Genomic DNA, 16,916 nt, shown 5'->3' with positions numbered 1-16,916 from the left:
GTGGTTTTCCTTTCTAGTGGCCCATGCCCATGCCGCCGTCGACCGGGATCACCGCGCCGGCGATGTAGCTCGCGTCCCCGGATGCCAGGAAGCTGACCGCGCCGGCCACCTCCTCGGCGGTGCCGACCCGCTTCGCCGGGATGAAGTCCAGCGCACCCTCCTGGATGCGCTCGTCCAGCGCGCGGGTCATCTCGGTGTCGATGTAGCCCGGCGCCACCACATTCGCGGTGACGCCGGCCTTGGCGAGCTCCCGGGAGATCGACCGGGCCATGCCGATCAGACCCGCCTTGGCCGCCGCGTAGTTGGACTGATTGCCGATCCCCCACATGCCGGAGACCGACCCGATGAAGATGATCCGGCCGAACCGCTTGCGCTGCATGCTGCGCGATGCCCGCTGAGCCACCCGGAACGCACCGGTGAGGTTGGTGTTGATGACCTCTTCGAAGCGCTCCTCGGTCATCCGGATCATGAATGCGTCCTTGGAGATGCCTGCGTTGGACACCAGCACCTCGACGGGGCCCTGGTGCTCCTCGACGTCTTTGAAGGCGCGGTCGACGGAGGCGTTGTCCGTGACGTCGCACACCACACCGAACAACCCGTCCGGGGCGCCGGACCCGCGGTGCGTGACGGCGACCTTGTGGCCGTCGGCCGCGAGCCGCTGAGCTATGGCAAGTCCGATGCCGCGATTGCCACCGGTGACGAGTACAGAGCGCGATACGAATTCCGGCATGCCCGCCAACCTATCGCCTCGACAGCATTCTTAAGAAATCGCCTCAGAATGGCAGGCGACGGTTGATCAGCAGGGCCGCCACCGCCGCCACGGCGGCCATCAGGGCCCCGAGGCGTAGCCAGCCGGTGGTCGCCTCACCGCGCACGGTCTCGTAGCCGATCTGATCCTGCAGCGTGGAGTAGACCTTGTTGAGCTCCTCGAGATTCGACGCGGTGTAGGACTCACCGCCGGAGAGCTGGGCGATCTTCTTCATCATCGCGTCGTCGACGGGCACCGGCACCTTCTCGCCGTTGACCTCGACCTCGCCGTGCTTGGTGCCGAAGGAGATGGTCGAAATCGGCACGCCCTGGTCCTTGGCGGTGCGCGCGGCGGTGAACGCGCCCTTCGGATTGTCGGGGTTGTTCGGGACTGTCTCCTTGCCGTCGGAGAACAGCACTATGTGCGCGGGCGGGGGCGTGTCCCCGCCGCCGATGACGGCCCCGACTGTGGAGATCGACGACAGTGCGGTGAAGATCGCTTCACCGGTGGCGGTGCGGTCGGCCACCTGCAGGTTGTCGATGGCGCGCCTGCTGGCGTCCCGGTTCGTGGTCGGCGAGACCAGCACCGTGGCGGTGCCCGCATAGGCGATCACGCCGAGGTTGATGCCGGGGGTGAGCTCGTCGACGAACCGCTTGGACGCTTCCTTGGCGGCGGTGAGTCGGTCGGGTTCCACGTCGGTGGCCCGCATCGACTGTGACACGTCGATCGCCATCATCACCACGGCACGGTTGCGTGGCAGCCGCTGATCGTAGGTGGGGCCGGCGAGCGCAATTGTGCACAGCAACAACGAGATCCCCAGCAGTGCCGCCGGTACGTGCCGCCACGGACTCGGGCGTTTGGGTGCCACGCTGTCGAGTAGTTCGGTGTTCGCGAACTGCTGCAGTCGCCTGCGCCTGGCGATCTGTGCGGCCACATAAAGCCCCACCAGAACCGCCAAGATGACAAGGAAGAACAACAGCCACCAGACGTGAGTGAATCCGGTGAGTGAGACCGGGCCCAGGAGCGGAAGCGTCATATCAGATCGTCATCCCTAGTTCGGCAGACGACGGTTGATGAACAAAGCCGACAGCGCCGCGAGCGCCAGCGCCAGCGCACCCAGGCGCAGCCAGCCGATACTCGCGTCGCCCCTGATCGTCTCGTAGCCGATCTGCTGCTGGAGGTTGGCGTACACCTGACGCAGCTGTTCGAGGCTGGAGGCGGTGAACGCCTCGCCGCCGGACAGATCGGCGATCTCCTTGAGCATTTCGTCGTCGACGGGCACCGGCTGACGTTGGTCATTGATCTCGACGTAGCCGTACGGGGTGCCGAACGAGATGGTCGAGATGGGCACTCCCTGGTCCTTGGCGGTGCGCGCCGCGGTGAACGCGCCCTTGGGGTTGTCGGGGTTCGACGGCACCGTCTCCTTACCGTCGGAGAACAGCACGATGCGTGCCGGCGGTGGCTCGTCACCGCCACCGATCACCGCGCCGACGGTGGCGATCGCCTGCAACGCGGTGAAGATGCCCTCACCGGTGGCGGTGCGGTCGGCGAACTGCAGTTTGTCGATCGCGGCCTTGGTCGCCTCGCGGCCGGTGGTCGGTGAGACGAGCACCGTCGCCGTGCCCGCATACGCGATCAGCCCGAGGTTGATGCCCGGAGTGAGCTCGTCGGCGAACTGCTTGGACGCCTCCTGCGCGGCGGCCATGCGATTGGGTGAGACGTCGGTGGCCCGCATCGACTGCGACACGTCCATGACGAGCATGACCACAGCGCGGTTACGTGGAATACGGACGTCGTGCGTCGGGCCCGCCATGGCCACCGTGAGGAAGACCAACGCGATGACGAGCAGGATCGCGGGCAGGTGGCGCCGTCGCGTCGGCCGTTTGGGCGCAACGCTTTCCAGCAACTCCATGTTGGCGAACCGCAGCATCTGCCGGTGCCTGGCCAGCTGCACCACGATGTAGAGCGCGATGACACCGAGCACGACCAACAGGAACAGGAAGAACCACGCGTGCTCGAAACCCGAAAGTGTTATCGGTCCAAGGATCGGTAATGTCATGTACGCCTTAGCATTCCACGTCGTGCCCTCAGGCGCGGCCAGCCAGGGCCAGGCGCCGGGTGGCGACGAACCGGACCACGTCGGCGATCCAGTCCCTGTCGGTGCGCAGCGACAGCAGCGGTGCATCGCAGCGTCGCAGTGTCCGCGCCACCTCGGCCCGGTGCGCCGCCGCCGCCTTCGCGAAGTCGTCGCGCAGCTGCGGATCGATGGTGAACTCACGGGTCCGGCCGGTCTCGGTGTCCTGCAGGATGACGTCACCGACGGGCGGCAGTTCGACGTCGCGCGGATCGAGCACCTCGATACCCAGCACCTCGTGCCTACCGGCGATGGCGCGCAGCGGGCGCATCCAGTTGATCGGGCCGAGGAAGTCGCTGATGATGACCGCCATCCCGCGGCGGCGCTCCGGCCTGCGCAGGGCGTCGATGGCCGCGGCCAGATCGCCGCGCACACCGGGAGGCGCCTTCGGCATCGTCGCGATGGCCCGCAGCACCTCCTGCTCGTGCATCCGGCCCGACAGCGCGGGCACCCGGCGCATCGTGTCGCCGTTGGCGATGATGGCGCCGATCCGGTTGCCGCCGCCGCTGTTGAGGAAGGTGATCGCGGCCGCCGCGGCGACGGCCAGGTCGCGCTTCTCGCAGCCCACGGTGCCGAAGTCCAGGCTCGCCGAAACGTCGACGACAAGCCAGGTTTCGAGTTCACGGTCGGCGATCATCTGGCGCACATGCGGATGGGTGGTGCGCGCCGTCACCGACCAGTCCATCCGGCGCACGTCGTCGCCGGGTTGGTACAGCCGCGATTCGCCGGGTTCCGACCCCGGTCCCGGCAGCAGGCCGAGGTGGTCGCCGTGCAGCACGCCGTCGAGCTTGCGGCGCACGGTCAACTCGAGCTTGCGCAGCGCCGCCGTCAGCGCGGGATCACGGATCTCCCCGCGCTTGAGCGACGGCAGATCGACCGTACGTCGGGAGCTGGTCACCGACCGCTGGCCGCAGCCGCCGCGGCAGGCATCACGGGCGGCACCGAATGTCCTTGCTGCGGAATGGCATTGACCTGCGGCAGGCCAACGGTCTGCAGGATCCGGGTGATCACCGTCTCCGACGAGATCTCGTCGGCCAACGCGTCGTACGTCAGCACGAGGCGGTGCCGCAGCACATCCGGGATGACCTCGACGACGTCCTGCGGGATGACGTAGTCACGCCCACGCACCAGCGCCAGCGCGCGGGAGGCGGCGATGATGCCCAGCGAGGCACGCGGTGAGGCGCCGTAGGCGATCCACGCCTTGGCATCGGGCATGCCGAACTTCTCGGGCTCGCGCGTCGCGGTGACGACCCGCACCACGTAGTCCACCAGCGCGTGATGCACGAAGTTGTTGGCGGCGACGTCCTGCAGGCGGAGCAGGTCGTTGGGGCCGAGCACCTGCTTGGGCTCGGGCGGCTTGACCCCCATCCGGTAGATGATCTCGCGCTCTTCCTCGGGCGTCGGGTAGTCGATGTTGAGCTTGAACAGGAAGCGGTCGCGCTGCGCTTCGGGGAGCGCGTACACGCCCTCCTGCTCGATCGGGTTCTGCGTGGCCATCACCAGGAACGGTGCAGGCAGCGGGAACGTCTTGCCGCCGATGGAGATCTTGCGCTCGGCCATGACCTCGAGCAGCGCCGACTGCACCTTTGCCGGGGCGCGGTTGATCTCGTCGGCGAGCAGGAAGTTCACCACGACGGGGCCGAGTTCGATGTCGAACTCCTCCTTGCCCTGGCGGTAGATCCGGGTGCCGACGATGTCGGTGGGCACCAGGTCGGGGGTGAACTGGATGCGCGCGAAGGTGCCACCCACGACCTTGGCGAATGTCTCGACGGCCAGCGTCTTGGCCACGCCGGGGACACCTTCGAGGAGCACGTGCCCCTTGGCGAGCAGGCCGACCAGCATCCGCTCGACCAGCTGGTCCTGGCCGACGATGATCCGCTTGACCTCGAAGATCGCGCGCTCGAGGGTGTGGACCTCCTGCTGGAGGCCCCCGTTGTTGACCGGTGCGGCGTGCGATCCGCCCGGGCCGGGGGGGTAACCCTGCGCGGGGCCCTGTCCGGAATACCCTCCGGCGCCCTGCGGCGGCCCACTCGGTGACGTCATCAACGGTCCTCCCACATCGGTATATGGCCGGTCTCCGGCCTCGGCGGCACCTGGTCCGCCGCATGCTCGTCGTCAACTATTCCAGGCAGGTCGGCATCCGTCGACGTTGCCCGGCCGCGTGGCGCCCACATGAGCAGCATTGCTAGCGGCAGCTCAGTATTTGCTCAGCTGTCGCTCAGGTTTCGATAATTCGCGCCGCATAGGGCTGCAGACCGGCCCGGCGCACCTGACTCACCCCGACGCCGCCCGCGGTGCCCCCGGACTCCAGCATCTTGTCGCCGCCGAGGTAGATCGCGACGTGCTGGCTCCCACCGGGGCCCCAGAACAGCAGATCGCCGCGCTTGGCCTGGTTGAGTGGAACCTTGCGGCCGGTGTTGTACTGATCGCCCGAGTACTTCGGGATCAGCACACCCACGCCGGCGAACGAGAATTGGGTGAACCCCGAGCAGTCGTAGCCGACGGTGTTGGCCCCGGACTCGACCCCGGTGCTCGGCCCGGTGGGCTTGCCTCCGCCCCAGGAGTAGGGGGTGCCGATCTGGGAGGCGCCGCGCCGGATGACGTACTCGACGGCCTGCGGCCCCCGCACCCGGCCGGGTGCGACGCTGGCCGAGGCCGGCGGTCCGAAGCCGAGTGTGGCGAGGAACTTACGGCCGAGATCCATCGTAGCCTCGGTGGCCTGTGCCGTCGCCGCCAGTGACGCGTTGGCGATGGACAGCGGGTCCCCTGGCGCGCCGGCGCTCAGAATTTTCGGCAGCGTGGGATCCCACTGGCCGTCATCGGGAGCCGCTGCGGCGGGCAGCGCTGCGCCGATGGCGACAGCGGCCGCTGCGACCACCATCAGAACGCCGGACAGGAACCGAAAACGGCTGAAATGCAAAACGATCCTTCTCGTCACCATTCGATGAGACGTGTCGCGTACGGGGTCATACCGCTGGTGCGCACTGGCGAGATCTTCACCACCGAGCCGGTGTACGGGGCCTCGATCATCTTTCCGTCGCCGAGGTACAGGGCGACGTGCTGACTGGCGTTGGGCCCCCAGAAGAGCATGTCGCCGCGGCGCGCCTCCGCGGACGGCACCTTGCGGCCCGCGTTGTACTGCGAGCCCGAGTAGTGGTCCAGCTTGATGCCGACACCCGCGAAGGCGTAGAGCATCAGCCCCGAGCAGTCGAAACCGACTGTGTTGGCACCGGAATCGATGCCCCGGCTCTTACCCGCAGCGTTGCCGCCACCCCATGAATACGGCACGCCGAGCTGCGACATGGCGCGGTTGATCACGTATTCGGTGGCCTGCCTGCCGTAGACATGCGGAATCGCACCGTTGTTGGTGTAGCCGGTGGGCGTGGGCAACAGGCCCAGCTTCTGCAGGAAGCTGCGCCCGAGGTCCTGCGTCACCTGTGCCGAGGTGGCCGCATAGCCGAGGATCTGGTTGATGATCGCGATCGGGTCGCCGCTGACGAAGGCGCTGGGGATCGCGGGCAGGAACGGATCCCACGGCGTATCCCAGTTGCCCGTGGCCGGGTCGACCTTCTGCGGGGCGCGGTCCCAGTCCGCGCCGGGGTTCGACGGCCCCGTCGCGGCAGAGGCCGGCTGGGCGGGAGCGTTCGCTGCCGGTGCCGCCCACTTGCGGGCCTCGTCGAGCTTGGCCTGGGCGGCGGCGCGTTCAGCCTTCAGCCGATCCAATTCGACCTGCTGAGCGCGGAAGGTCTCCTGCGCCTCCGTCAGCGCGTCCACTGCGGTCTGCTGACTGGCCTCCGCGTCGATGACCGCCTGGTCGGCGTTCTGCTTGGCCAGTCGCGCGGCCGACTCCTTGTTCACCTGCTCGGTGCGCGCGCGCTGGAGGTCGGCGATCACCCGCTGGGTGCTGACCGCCAGGGTCTGTCCGGTCGCCGCGGTCTTGAGGATGTCGCTCGGGTCGGACGCGGTCAGATACGAACTCGACGGCCCGTTGATGTAGGTCGCGGCTGCGAACGTGTCGAACCGCTGCTGCGCGGACTCGATCGCGATGTCGGCGTCCTTCACGCGCTGCGCGGCGGCATCGAGCTCGCGCTGCGCGGCGGCGGCGTTCTCACGTGCGGTCTGCACGTCGACGATCGCCTTGTTGACGCTTTCCTGCTTCTGCAGGATCGCGGCGCCGAGGTCCTCCAGCTTCTGGTTGACGTTGGCGACCTCGGCGACAAGCGATCCGATGGTGTCCGCCGCGGCGGGTGGCGGCACGGCCAATCCCGGTGTGACAAACAGCATGCCGGCAGTGAGGGGAATCGCGCAGACCCGCCCGCATAGCTGCGCAGCAGAGGCGCTAGAGGTGCGTCTCATTGGACAAGGTCTCCTATGGCTCAACGCGAAGTCACAGAAGTCACATCTGCAACATCAGCTATAGAATGCACCGTACGTCACAACTGACGCCAAGGAAACTTTAGTCACAAACTACAAGTTTGTAATTGCGAATAGCGTTATCGGGCCGTGATATTCGGTTCCCTGGAGTCGCGCAAAAGCCCAGCGCCACGGGGCTTTTCGGCTATCGCTATGCCTTCTGTCGTTTGGCGCGGTTTTGCAACATTCGCGTTGCCACCACCGCGCCAATCACTGCCAAAACGACCACAATCGTGAATGTCGTCCACGGGAAATGTTGCGTCGTCAACTCGCTGACGAAATTCTTCGATCCCTGTACCGCACCGCGGCCCTCCGCGACGTCCTGGCCGGCTTCCAACGTCACCCGGTCATAGGTGGTGCTGAAGGTGCCGGACTCCGTCGGGCTGAGCACCAACACCGTCGACCCCGGGTACGCCTCCCCCACCTCGGTGGCGACATCACGCAGTGGGGTGTCGATGGGCGGGTTCTGATCGACCACGACGATCTTGAGGTCGATGCCCTTCTGCTTGGCCTCGGCGACGACGTCGGCCAGGCCGGCGTTCTCCGGAGTCGGCGAGGCGCTCACGCCGTCGTCCCTGATGTCGGCGATAACGAGGTTCATGCACTCGTCGACCGGAGTCGTCGCGGGATCCTTGCCGACCGGTCCGCACACATCGGTGGGGATGTACGTCGGCGGGAACGGAATAACATGCGGTCCGATCACACGAGAACCGTACGTGATGGGTATACGCGTGGGTGGCAGCACGCGCGCACGAGGAGAAGACTAGGAGCGCCCTGGGGTTATTTACAGGACAAGCGTACTGTTAGAGTCGAGAGCGCCGCCGACACAGCCCGTCGCGGCGATATCTAGCCGGGAGTTGATGTGAGCAGCAAAGATTCGGTTAATTCGTTCGGAGCCCGCGACACGCTGAAGGTTGGGGACAATAGCTACGAGATCTATCGCCTGGACGCCGTGCCCGGCACCGAGAAACTTCCCTACAGCCTCAAGGTGCTCGCCGAGAACCTGCTGCGCACCGAGGACGGCGCCAACATCACCAAGGACCACATCGAGGCGATCGCGAACTGGGACCCGTCCGCCGATCCCAGCGTGGAGATCCAGTTCACCCCCGCCCGGGTGATCATGCAGGACTTCACCGGTGTGCCCTGCATCGTCGACCTCGCCACCATGCGTGAGGCCGTTGCCGAGCTCGGCGGTGACCCGGACAAGGTCAACCCGCTGGCGCCCGCCGACCTGGTGATCGACCACTCGGTGATCGCCGATCTGTTCGGTACCGCCAACGCCTTTGAGCGCAACGTCGAGATCGAGTACGAGCGCAACGGTGAGCGCTACCAGTTCCTGCGTTGGGGCCAAGGCGCTTTCAACGACTTCAAGGTCGTGCCGCCGGGCACCGGCATCGTGCACCAGGTCAACATCGAGTACCTGGCCAGCGTTGTGATGTCGCGCGACGGTGTCGCCTATCCCGACACCTGCGTCGGCACCGACAGCCACACCACGATGGAGAACGGGCTGGGCGTCCTGGGCTGGGGCGTCGGCGGTATCGAGGCCGAGGCCGCCATGCTCGGCCAGCCGGTGTCGATGCTGATCCCGCGCGTCGTGGGCTTCAAGCTGTCCGGTGAGCGCCGCCCCGGCGTGACCGCCACCGACGTCGTGCTGACCGTCACCGACATGCTGCGCAAGCACGGGGTGGTCGGCAAGTTCGTCGAGTTCTACGGCGAAGGCGTTGCCGAGGTGCCGCTGGCCAACCGCGCGACGCTGGGCAACATGAGCCCCGAATTCGGTTCCACCGCAGCGATCTTCCCGATCGACGAGGTCACGATCGACTACCTGAAGTTGACCGGCCGCAGTGAGGAGCAGCTCGCGCTCGTCGAGGCGTACGCCAAGGAGCAGGGCTTGTGGCACGACCCGTCGCGCGAGCCGAAGTTCTCCGAGTACATCGAGCTGGATCTGTCCGACGTGGTGCCGTCGATCGCCGGCCCCAAGCGTCCGCAGGACCGTATCGAGCTGACCGATGCGAAGAACGCATTCCGCAAGGACATCCACAACTACGTGGAGGAAAACCTGCCCGTCGAGCACACCAAGGTCGATGAGGCCGTTGAGGAATCGTTCCCGGCCAGCGACCCGGTGTCGCTGTCCTTCGCCGACGAGGATGCCGTCGTTCCGTCGGCGGCGGTCGGCTCCAACGGCAGGCCGAGCAACCCGGTGGAGATCAAGAACTCCGAGCGCGGCGACTGCATCATCGACCACGGCGCCGTGGTGATCGCGGCGATCACGTCGTGCACCAACACCTCCAACCCCGAGGTGATGCTCGGCGCCGCCCTGCTCGCGAAGAACGCGGTCGAGAAGGGCCTGGCCACCAAGCCCTGGGTCAAGACCACGATGGCGCCGGGCTCCCAGGTCGTAACCGACTACTACGACAAGGCCGGCCTTTGGCCGTATCTGGAGAAGCTCGGCTTCTACCTCGTCGGCTACGGATGCACGACGTGCATCGGTAACTCGGGTCCGCTGCCCGAGGACATCAGCAAGGCGATCAACGACGCCGACCTGTCGGTCACCGCCGTGCTGTCGGGTAACCGCAATTTCGAGGGACGTATCAATCCCGATGTGAAGATGAACTACCTGGCATCCCCGCCTCTGGTCATCGCCTACGCGCTCGCGGGAACCATGGACTTCGATTTCGAGTCCGAGCCGCTGGGCAAGGACAACGACGGCAACGATGTGTTCCTCAAGGACATCTGGCCGTCGCAGAAGGACATCGACGACACCATCGCCTCCGCGATCAACACCGAGATGTTCCGGAAGAACTACGCCGACGTGTTCAAGGGTGACGAGCGCTGGCGCAACCTCCCGACGCCCAGCGGCAACACCTTCGAGTGGGACGGCAAGTCGACGTACGTGCGCAAGCCACCGTACTTCGACGGGATGCCCGCCGAGCCCGAGCCCGTGACCGACATCAAGGGCGCCAGAGTGCTGGCCCTGCTTGGTGATTCGGTGACCACCGACCACATCTCCCCCGCGGGCAGCATCAAGCCGGGCACCCCGGCCGCGCAGTATCTCGATTCCCACGGTGTCGACAAGAAGGACTACAACTCCTACGGTTCGCGCCGCGGCAACCACGAGGTGATGATCCGCGGCACGTTCGCCAACATCCGGTTGCGCAACCAGTTGCTCGACGACGTGTCCGGCGGATACACCCGCGACTTCACCAAGGGCGGCGAGCAGGCGTTCATCTACGACGCCGCACAGAACTACGCGGAGAAGAACATCCCGCTGGTCGTGCTCGGCGGCAAGGAGTACGGATCGGGCAGCTCGCGTGACTGGGCGGCCAAGGGCACCAGCCTGTTGGGTGTGCGCGCGGTGATCACCGAATCGTTCGAGCGCATCCACCGCAGCAACCTCATCGGGATGGGTGTCATCCCGTTGCAGTTCCCGGAGGGCGAGTCGGCGGCGTCGCTGAAGCTCGACGGCACCGAGACGTTCGACATCACGGGCATCGAGGCGCTCAACGACGGCAAGACACCCAAGACCGTGAAGGTGACGGCGACGAAAGAGGATGGCGGCAAGGTCGAGTTCGACGCCGTGGTGCGTATCGACACACCCGGCGAGGCCGACTACTACCGCAACGGCGGCATTCTGCAGTACGTCCTGCGCAACATGCTGCGGTCGTAGGCATGCCCCGGGTCACCGACGACCATTTGGCGGCGCGGCGCCGGCAGATTCTTGACGGTGCCCGGCGGTGTTTCGCGGAGTACGGCTACGACAAGGCGACCGTGCGACGGCTCGAGCAGACTATCGGGCTGTCGCGCGGCGCCATCTTTCATCACTTTCGCGATAAGGACACGCTGTTCTTCGAGTTGGCACGCGAGGACGCCGAACGGATGGCGGACGTGGCGTCCCGAGAAGGCCTCGTGCAGGTGATGAGGGACATGCTGGCCGCACCCGAACAGTTCGACTGGCTCGCTACCCGGTTGGAGATCGCACGCAAGCTGCGCAACGACCCCGAGTTCCATCGGGGCTGGATGGAGCGCTCCGCTGAGTTGTCGGCCGCCACCACAGCACGGCTGCGCCGCCAGAAGCAGGCGGGTCGGCTACGCGACGACGTGCCGAGCGCAGTGATGCAGACGTATCTTGATCTCGTCCTCGACGGCCTGGTCGCTCGCCTGGCTTCCGGTGACGATCCCGAAAAGCTCAGCGGCGTACTGGACCTCGTCGAGGCGTCGTTGCGGCAGGCTTCGATGCAGCCCGAGCCTGATGGTCAGCTGTAGTGCTTGCGGCTGCGGTGATTGGGCCCCCCGCGGCTGCGCATGGTAGTCCCCGACTCGCGCAGCATGCTGTGAATCGAACCGTATGAACGACCGGTCGACGCCACCAGCGTGCGAATGCTCGCACCCCCTTCGTATGCACTCCTCAACTCGGTGAGAAGTTCATCCCTGTCCTTGGTCAGTTTCTTCATCGACACCTCCCCGTGCGATTGATTCCCGACGCATACCCAGCGTAGGAACCAGTTACACCGCGGTGGCGAAAATCGGTGAAACCGTTCTGCTTCTCCGGCTCAGGCCAGCTCGATGAGATCCCGATAGTCATCGGACCAGAAGTCCTCGGTGCCGTCGGGCAGCAGCACCACCCGTTGCGGGTTCAGCGCTTCGGCCGCACCCGGATCGTGGGTCACCAGCACCACCGCACCGACATAGCTCCGCAGCGCATCGAGAACCTGCTCACGCGAGGCCGGATCGAGGTTGTTGGTCGGCTCGTCGAGCAGCAGCACGTTGGCCGTGGACGCGACGAGGCCGGCCAGAGCCAACCTGGTCTTCTCGCCGCCCGACAGCGTGCCCGCGGGCTGCTCGAGCTGCGGACCGCTGAACATGAACGCGCCCAACAGACCCCGCAGATCCTGCTCGCCGGTATCGGGTGCCGCATGGCGGATGTTCTCCCACACCGTCGCCCGGTCATCGAGCGTGTCATGTTCCTGCGCGAAGTAGCCGAGCTTCAGCCCGTGACCGGGCTCCAGCGTGCCCGCGTCCGGGGTCTCGGCGCCCGCCAGCAGGCGCAGCAGCGTGGTCTTGCCTGCGCCGTTGAGGCCCAGCACCACGACGCGCGACCCCCGGTCGATGGCCAGGTCGACGCCGGTGAACACCTCGAGCGAGCCGTAGTTCTTGGTCAGGCCCTTGGCGACCAGCGGGACGCGACCGCAGGGCGCCGGGGTCGGAAACTTGATCCGGGCCACCTTGTCGGCCACCCGTTCCTCGTCCAGCGCTGCCATCATCCGGTCGGCACGGCGCAGCATGTTCTGCGCGGCAACGGCTTTGGTGGCCTTGGCGCCCATCTTGGCGGCCTGGTTGCGCAGCGCGGTGGCCTTGCGTTCGGCGTTGGCCCGTTCGCGGCGGCGACGCTGTTCGTCGGTGGCACGGGCGTCGAGATACTTCTGCCAGCCCATGTTGTAGACGTCGACCTCACCGCGCACCGCGTCGAGGAACCAGACCCGGTTGACGACCTCGGCGAGCAGGTCGACGTTGTGGCTGATGATGATGAGCCCGCCCTTGTGCTGGTGCAGGAACTCGCGCAGCCAGCCGATCGAGTCGGCGTCGAGGTGGTTGGTGGGTTCGTCGAGGAGCAGCGTCGTTGACGACCCGGCCCCGGTGTCGGACGCGGCGAACAGGATGCGCGCGAGCTCCACCCGTCGGCGCTGCCCGCCGGAGAGTGTGCGCAGGGGCTGCGTCAGAACCCGTTCGGGGAGACCGAGACTCGCGCAGATGCGGCCGGCCTCGCTTTCGGCGGCGTATCCGCCGAGGGCGGCGAACCGTTCTTCGAGCTGGCCGTAGCGCCGGACCGCCTTGTCGCGTGCGGCATCGTCGGCGACCTCGGCCATCAGGGCCTGTTGCTTCTCCAGATCGGCCAGCAGCGTGTCCAGCCCACGGGCGGACAGCACCCGGTCGCGAGCCAGGACGTCGAGGTCACCCTCCTTGGGATCCTGTGGCAGATAACCGATTTCACCGGTGCGGGAGATCGAACCCGCGTATGGCTCTCCTTCACCGGCCAGGATTCGCATCGTGGTCGTCTTGCCCGCGCCGTTGCGGCCGACGAGGCCGATCCGGTCGCCGGGTTGCACCCGCAGTGCGGCGCCCTCGGTCGAAAGCAGCGTGCGCGCGCCTGCGCGGACCTCGAGGTCCGTTGCGGTGATCACGCTGCTCTCCTGTTACTTGTCGTCGGTTACTTGTCGTCGGTGAAGACCGGGGACCGCCGTTCTGCGCGCGCGGCTACCGCTTCTTCGAAGTTGGCGGTGAGCAGTCGGACGAAGAGTTGTCCCAGGCCTTCGGCCTGCATATGCGCCTCAAGGCTACCGGCGTCCAGTCCACTCCATAGCGTGCGCTTGGTCAACTCGATTCCTGGCCGGGAGAACGACGCGATCCGTTCGCCGAGCTCGTAGCAGACCTCGAGCAGCTCGGCGTCGGGTACGGCCCGCGACACCAGGCCGATGCGTGCGGCCTCCTCGGCGTCCACGTCGCGTCCGGTGAGCATCAGTTCGAACGCCCGTGACGTCCCGATCGCGCGCGGCAGGAGGTAGGACAGCCCGAGCTCGCTGGCGGTCAGGCCGTTGTTGATGCCCGCGGCGCGGAAATACGCCCCAGCTGCGGCGACGCGGATATCGCAGGCCAGCGCGAGGCACAGTCCCCCGCCGATTGCCGCACCGTTGACCGCCGCGATGACCGGCTGATGCATCTTGCGCAGCGCGAGGATGACGTCGTCGAGCACCTGCATCGACCGCAGGGCGAAGGTGGGCCGCGTCAGCCCGTCGATGTGGGGCACCGAACCGGCCGACTTGTGGTCGGCGCCCGACGAGAACCCACGACCCGCCCCTGTGAGCACAATCACCCGCACGGAGTTGTCGTGGTTCAGTTCGTCGAGAACCTTCTTGAGCGGAACCATGACGTCGAACGCCATCGAGTTCATCCGCTCGGGGCGGTTCAGGGTCACCAATGCGACATTGGGTCGCGGCCGGTCGACGAGGACGAATTGGTCTTCTACAGGGCCTGAATGGAGGCCTGAGTGCTCGCTCACGGACTGCACGCTATCGCGTGCAACCGGTTAGTTCGGCTGACCGCTCTCCTGCGCGGCGATGGCCGCGTCCACGTCGAACGCCTTGACCTGCTGGACGAGGTCCTCCAGCGCGGCGGGCGGAAGGGCGCCGGCCTGGTTGAACACCAGCTTTCCCTTCTTGAACGCCATCAGCGTCGGGATGGAGCGGATCTCGGCTGCGGCCGCCAGCTGCTGCTCGGCCTCGGTGTCGACCTTGGCGTAGACCACATCAGGGTGCTGCTCAGAGGAGGCAGCGAACGTCGGGGCGAAAGCCTTACACGGGCCGCACCAGGACGCCCAGAAATCCACCAGCACGATGTCGTTGCCCGTGATGGTGTCGTTGAATTCTTCAGCGGTGATGTCTCTGGTAGCCACGCTTCTCCTAACGTCGGGCTCGAGCAGTCTGTTCCCAGTATGTGGTCAAGCCAAAACGGCCATGGGCGTTCGGCCGCTTCAGTGGAAATCCTTGAAGGCGTCGAGCAGGCGTTTCCGAAAGGCCGGATCGAGCTCGTCGTCGCGGATCCGGCCGACAGTCGCGACGGTGTTGCGGAACTGCTGAAGGTAGTTCTCGCAGCCCTCGCATTCGAGCAGGTGCGCGTCGAAACGGGCCCGGGTGTCGGGATCGAGCGCCCCGTCGAGGTAGGCCGTCACCAGCTCGACGAGTTCGTTGCAGTCCATCGCGTAGTCGGTCACGATGCGGCCTCCGTCAGATAGTTTTCGAGCGCCTGCCGCACGACTGCCCTGCCGCGGTGCAACAGCACGCGTTGGTTGGCCACGCTGATGTCGAGCAGTTCGCACACCTCTTTGGAGTCGAACCCGAGCATGTCGCGCAGCGCGACGACGGTCCGCTGCCGGTTGGGCAGCTTGTCGATTTCGCGGCGGGCCACCTCGACGAGCTCACCACCCAACACCGAGCCCTCGGGGGTGTCGGGGAACGCTTCGGGCACCTCATCGGGTTTCCAGTGACCGGGATAGGGGTCGTCGGTGCCGCGGAACCGAGCCGGGTCCACCGTGCCGTCGGTGTACGCCGCGATCGCCGCGTCGGCATCGCGACGCTCACGCAAGCCGCGCGCCTTGGCGATGTTGATCATCACGCTGAAAAGCCAAGTGCGCAACGAGGATCGGCCTTCGAATCCGGCAATTCCCTTGATCAGAGCGATCCATGTCTCCTGGACCACCTCTTCGGCGATCTCGTGGCTGGGCACGTAGCCACGGGCCACCCGCAGCAGCGCCGGTGTGTGCTGGTCGACCAGTTGCGCGAAGACGGTTTCATCACCGTCGCGCAGCGCGGCAACGAGTGCGGATTCGTCGACGGTGGTGATCACGACGGGCCCGCGACGGGGTTCGACAACTCGCGACGGCCGCGCTCGAAGAAGTCGACGATGCGGCTGGTGAGACCGTCGACATCGGTGGCGCGATCCAGTGGGTAGAGCGCGCCGAACGGCGCATTCCAGAACGGGCCCGTCGGCACCGTCCACGGACCGACGTACGCATAGGGCATCGGGTGGTGGTCGTCCCCCGCGGAGACGCCGTAGTTCACCTCACTGTCGGTCACCGAAACGTCGAAGTGTTCGGGCCAGAGCACCGGATGGCATTCGGGCAGAAAGGTCTTCAGTGCGTAGCCGCCGGCGTAGTGGCTTCGGTTGACCCATTCGGCGGCCTCCGCGTCGAGCCGCAGATCGATGTCGGGCGGCAGTGGGTCGACGATCGGGTAGACGTCTTCGGGTGGGCCCGCGACGATGCCTGCGGCGTCGGCGATCGAACTCATCGGGCCCTCCAGCCGCACCGCATCGTTGGGCAGGACCAGATCGATGCCGTGCACCGCGACCGGGATGGTCACCGCGGCGAAACCGTCCGGGCGTACAGCGAGGCGGATCGTTCCCGACGATCGGTACTGCGGGCCGGCGATCAGACTCTCGGCCACTCCACGCAGCTGGCGGCGCGTGCCGACATAGGTCGCCTCGAAGCTCACACTCACTGAGTTACCAGATGGCGCGTGGCGTTACAGAGACTTTCCGGCCAATGCCGCGGCCCGGTCTGCGTTGGCCAACAACTGCGCCTGCCATTTCGGCATCCAGAACGATTCGACCAGCAGTGCCGCGAGATAGACGACCGATGCCACGGTGTTGCCCCACGTGCCGGTCACCGAATCCCAGATCGCCGTACCCACCGCCACGACGAGGACGAGGATGAGCAGCCAGCGCCACATGCGGTTCGCCGCGGCGTCGTGGAGCCCGCGGCTGTAGTCGATGACGGGTTGTGCCAGTCGGGCGTCATCGATCGGCTCACCACGCCGCACCGCCCGCGCCACTTTCACGCGCTCCTCGCCGGTCAACTCCTTCGCACCTGGCCAGTACCTCGCCATGCGGCGGGCCATCCAGATTCCGTAGAACGTGCCGACGACAACGAAGACGATCGCTGCGGCCAGCCAGAAGCCCGAATCGAGCCAGGCCAACGTTCCCAGGCAGAGTCCGACGACGACGCCGGTGGTCAGCGCCCGAGAGACGAACCCACCGCGCCACACTGCAGCGGGAATCGTGACCACGGGA

Annotated in this window: 18 protein-coding genes; 2 read left to right on the top strand and 16 right to left on the bottom strand. The window is 66.5% G+C overall.

Annotated elements, in window-relative coordinates; genetic code table 11:
• Positions 1-13 precede the first annotated feature (13 nt).
• The 8 genes from fabG1 to H7J93_RS04890 form a co-directional block, all read right to left on the bottom strand.
• Complete coding sequence (gene fabG1, locus H7J93_RS04925) at positions 14-730, bottom strand: 3-oxoacyl-ACP reductase FabG1 (protein WP_267305173.1); 717 nt, start codon at positions 728-730, stop codon at positions 14-16.
• Positions 731-773: 43 nt separating this feature from the next.
• Positions 774-1,784: a VWA domain-containing protein gene (locus tag H7J93_RS04920; protein ID WP_267305172.1), complete on the bottom strand. Its 1,011-nt coding sequence runs from the start codon at positions 1,782-1,784 to the stop codon at positions 774-776.
• A gap of 15 nt (positions 1,785-1,799) precedes the next feature.
• Positions 1,800-2,807, bottom strand: a complete 1,008-nt coding sequence (locus tag H7J93_RS04915) for a VWA domain-containing protein (RefSeq protein ID WP_267305171.1) — start codon at positions 2,805-2,807, stop codon at positions 1,800-1,802.
• Positions 2,808-2,835: 28 nt separating this feature from the next.
• Positions 2,836-3,780, bottom strand: a complete 945-nt coding sequence (locus H7J93_RS04910) for a DUF58 domain-containing protein (protein WP_267305170.1) — start codon at positions 3,778-3,780, stop codon at positions 2,836-2,838.
• Positions 3,777-4,925: a chaperone MoxR1 gene (gene moxR1 / locus H7J93_RS04905; RefSeq protein WP_267305169.1), complete on the bottom strand. Its 1,149-nt coding sequence runs from the start codon at positions 4,923-4,925 to the stop codon at positions 3,777-3,779. The genes H7J93_RS04910 and moxR1 overlap by 4 nt, the downstream gene beginning before the upstream one ends.
• 175 nt (positions 4,926-5,100) lie before the next feature.
• Positions 5,101-5,763 (bottom strand): NlpC/P60 family peptidoglycan endopeptidase RipB, encoded by a 663-nt coding sequence (gene ripB, locus H7J93_RS04900; protein ID WP_267305313.1) that lies wholly within the window; start codon positions 5,761-5,763, stop codon positions 5,101-5,103.
• Positions 5,764-5,816: 53 nt separating this feature from the next.
• Entirely contained in the window at positions 5,817-7,238 is a 1,422-nt protein-coding gene (gene ripA, locus H7J93_RS04895; RefSeq protein ID WP_267305168.1) for an NlpC/P60 family peptidoglycan endopeptidase RipA, read from the bottom strand.
• Positions 7,239-7,446: 208 nt separating this feature from the next.
• Complete coding sequence (locus H7J93_RS04890) at positions 7,447-7,998, bottom strand: Rv1476 family membrane protein (RefSeq protein WP_267305167.1); 552 nt, start codon at positions 7,996-7,998, stop codon at positions 7,447-7,449.
• 159 nt (positions 7,999-8,157) lie between these two features.
• Between H7J93_RS04890 and H7J93_RS04885 the strand changes: the two genes are divergently transcribed.
• Together H7J93_RS04885 and H7J93_RS04880 are read left to right on the top strand one after the other, a co-directional pair.
• Positions 8,158-10,962 (top strand): aconitate hydratase, encoded by a 2,805-nt coding sequence (locus H7J93_RS04885; RefSeq protein WP_267305166.1) that lies wholly within the window; start codon positions 8,158-8,160, stop codon positions 10,960-10,962.
• A gap of 2 nt (positions 10,963-10,964) precedes the next feature.
• Positions 10,965-11,558: a TetR/AcrR family transcriptional regulator gene (locus H7J93_RS04880; RefSeq protein WP_267305165.1), complete on the top strand. Its 594-nt coding sequence runs from the start codon at positions 10,965-10,967 to the stop codon at positions 11,556-11,558.
• On the opposite strand, the gene H7J93_RS04875 is transcribed toward H7J93_RS04880, so the two are convergent.
• The 8 genes from H7J93_RS04875 to H7J93_RS04840 all read right to left on the bottom strand — a co-directional run bounded on the left by H7J93_RS04875 (position 11,549) and on the right by H7J93_RS04840 (position 16,912).
• The gene (locus tag H7J93_RS04875) at positions 11,549-11,746 is read right to left on the bottom strand and encodes a helix-turn-helix domain-containing protein (protein ID WP_267305164.1); all 198 of its coding nucleotides are present in this window, start codon (positions 11,744-11,746) and stop codon (positions 11,549-11,551) included. The two genes, H7J93_RS04880 and H7J93_RS04875, sit on opposite strands and share 10 nt — an antisense overlap.
• A gap of 99 nt (positions 11,747-11,845) precedes the next feature.
• Positions 11,846-13,474, bottom strand: coding sequence for an ABC-F family ATP-binding cassette domain-containing protein (locus H7J93_RS04870; protein ID WP_267305163.1), 1,629 nt, complete (start codon positions 13,472-13,474; stop codon positions 11,846-11,848).
• Positions 13,475-13,500: 26 nt separating this feature from the next.
• Positions 13,501-14,358, bottom strand: a complete 858-nt coding sequence (locus H7J93_RS04865; protein WP_267305162.1) for an enoyl-CoA hydratase — start codon at positions 14,356-14,358, stop codon at positions 13,501-13,503.
• Positions 14,359-14,376: 18 nt separating this feature from the next.
• Positions 14,377-14,742 carry a thioredoxin gene (gene trxA / locus H7J93_RS04860; protein ID WP_267305161.1) on the bottom strand — a complete coding sequence of 122 codons (366 nt, stop codon included), beginning with the start codon at positions 14,740-14,742 and terminating at the stop codon, positions 14,377-14,379.
• A gap of 78 nt (positions 14,743-14,820) precedes the next feature.
• Positions 14,821-15,045: an anti-sigma factor family protein gene (locus H7J93_RS04855; RefSeq protein WP_267305312.1), complete on the bottom strand. Its 225-nt coding sequence runs from the start codon at positions 15,043-15,045 to the stop codon at positions 14,821-14,823.
• Between the two features lie 11 nt (positions 15,046-15,056).
• Complete coding sequence (locus H7J93_RS04850) at positions 15,057-15,692, bottom strand: RNA polymerase sigma factor (protein WP_267305160.1); 636 nt, start codon at positions 15,690-15,692, stop codon at positions 15,057-15,059.
• Positions 15,689-16,345, bottom strand: coding sequence for a hypothetical protein (locus tag H7J93_RS04845; RefSeq protein WP_267305159.1), 657 nt, complete (start codon positions 16,343-16,345; stop codon positions 15,689-15,691). Before H7J93_RS04845 ends, H7J93_RS04850 begins: the two co-directional genes overlap by 4 nt.
• 24 nt (positions 16,346-16,369) lie before the next feature.
• Positions 16,370-16,912: a hypothetical protein gene (locus H7J93_RS04840; RefSeq protein ID WP_267305158.1), complete on the bottom strand. Its 543-nt coding sequence runs from the start codon at positions 16,910-16,912 to the stop codon at positions 16,370-16,372.
• Positions 16,913-16,916: the final 4 nt, after the last annotated feature.

The organism is Mycobacterium barrassiae (assembly GCF_025822765.1).
Lineage (GTDB): Bacteria > Actinomycetota > Actinomycetes > Mycobacteriales > Mycobacteriaceae > Mycobacterium > Mycobacterium barrassiae.
The sequence above is the reverse complement of the archived record's forward strand: the minus strand, read 5'-3'. Positions and strand labels throughout refer to the sequence as shown.

Excerpts from the sequence above, each read along its gene's own strand:
- fabG1 (WP_267305173.1), bottom strand. The coding sequence starts at position 730 with ATGCCGGAATTCGTATCGCGCTCTGTACTCGTCACCGGTGGCAATCGC.
- H7J93_RS04920 (WP_267305172.1), bottom strand. The coding sequence starts at position 1,784 with ATGACGCTTCCGCTCCTGGGCCCGGTCTCACTCACCGGATTCACTCAC.
- H7J93_RS04915 (WP_267305171.1), bottom strand. The coding sequence starts at position 2,807 with ATGACATTACCGATCCTTGGACCGATAACACTTTCGGGTTTCGAGCAC.
- moxR1 (WP_267305169.1), bottom strand. The coding sequence starts at position 4,925 with ATGACGTCACCGAGTGGGCCGCCGCAGGGCGCCGGAGGGTATTCCGGA.
- ripA (WP_267305168.1), bottom strand. The coding sequence starts at position 7,238 with ATGAGACGCACCTCTAGCGCCTCTGCTGCGCAGCTATGCGGGCGGGTC.
- H7J93_RS04875 (WP_267305164.1), bottom strand. The coding sequence starts at position 11,746 with ATGAAGAAACTGACCAAGGACAGGGATGAACTTCTCACCGAGTTGAGG.
- H7J93_RS04855 (WP_267305312.1), bottom strand. The coding sequence starts at position 15,045 with ATGGACTGCAACGAACTCGTCGAGCTGGTGACGGCCTACCTCGACGGG.
- ripB (WP_267305313.1), bottom strand. The coding sequence starts at position 5,763 with ATGGTGGTCGCAGCGGCCGCTGTCGCCATCGGCGCAGCGCTGCCCGCC.
- H7J93_RS04880 (WP_267305165.1), top strand. The coding sequence starts at position 10,965 with ATGCCCCGGGTCACCGACGACCATTTGGCGGCGCGGCGCCGGCAGATT.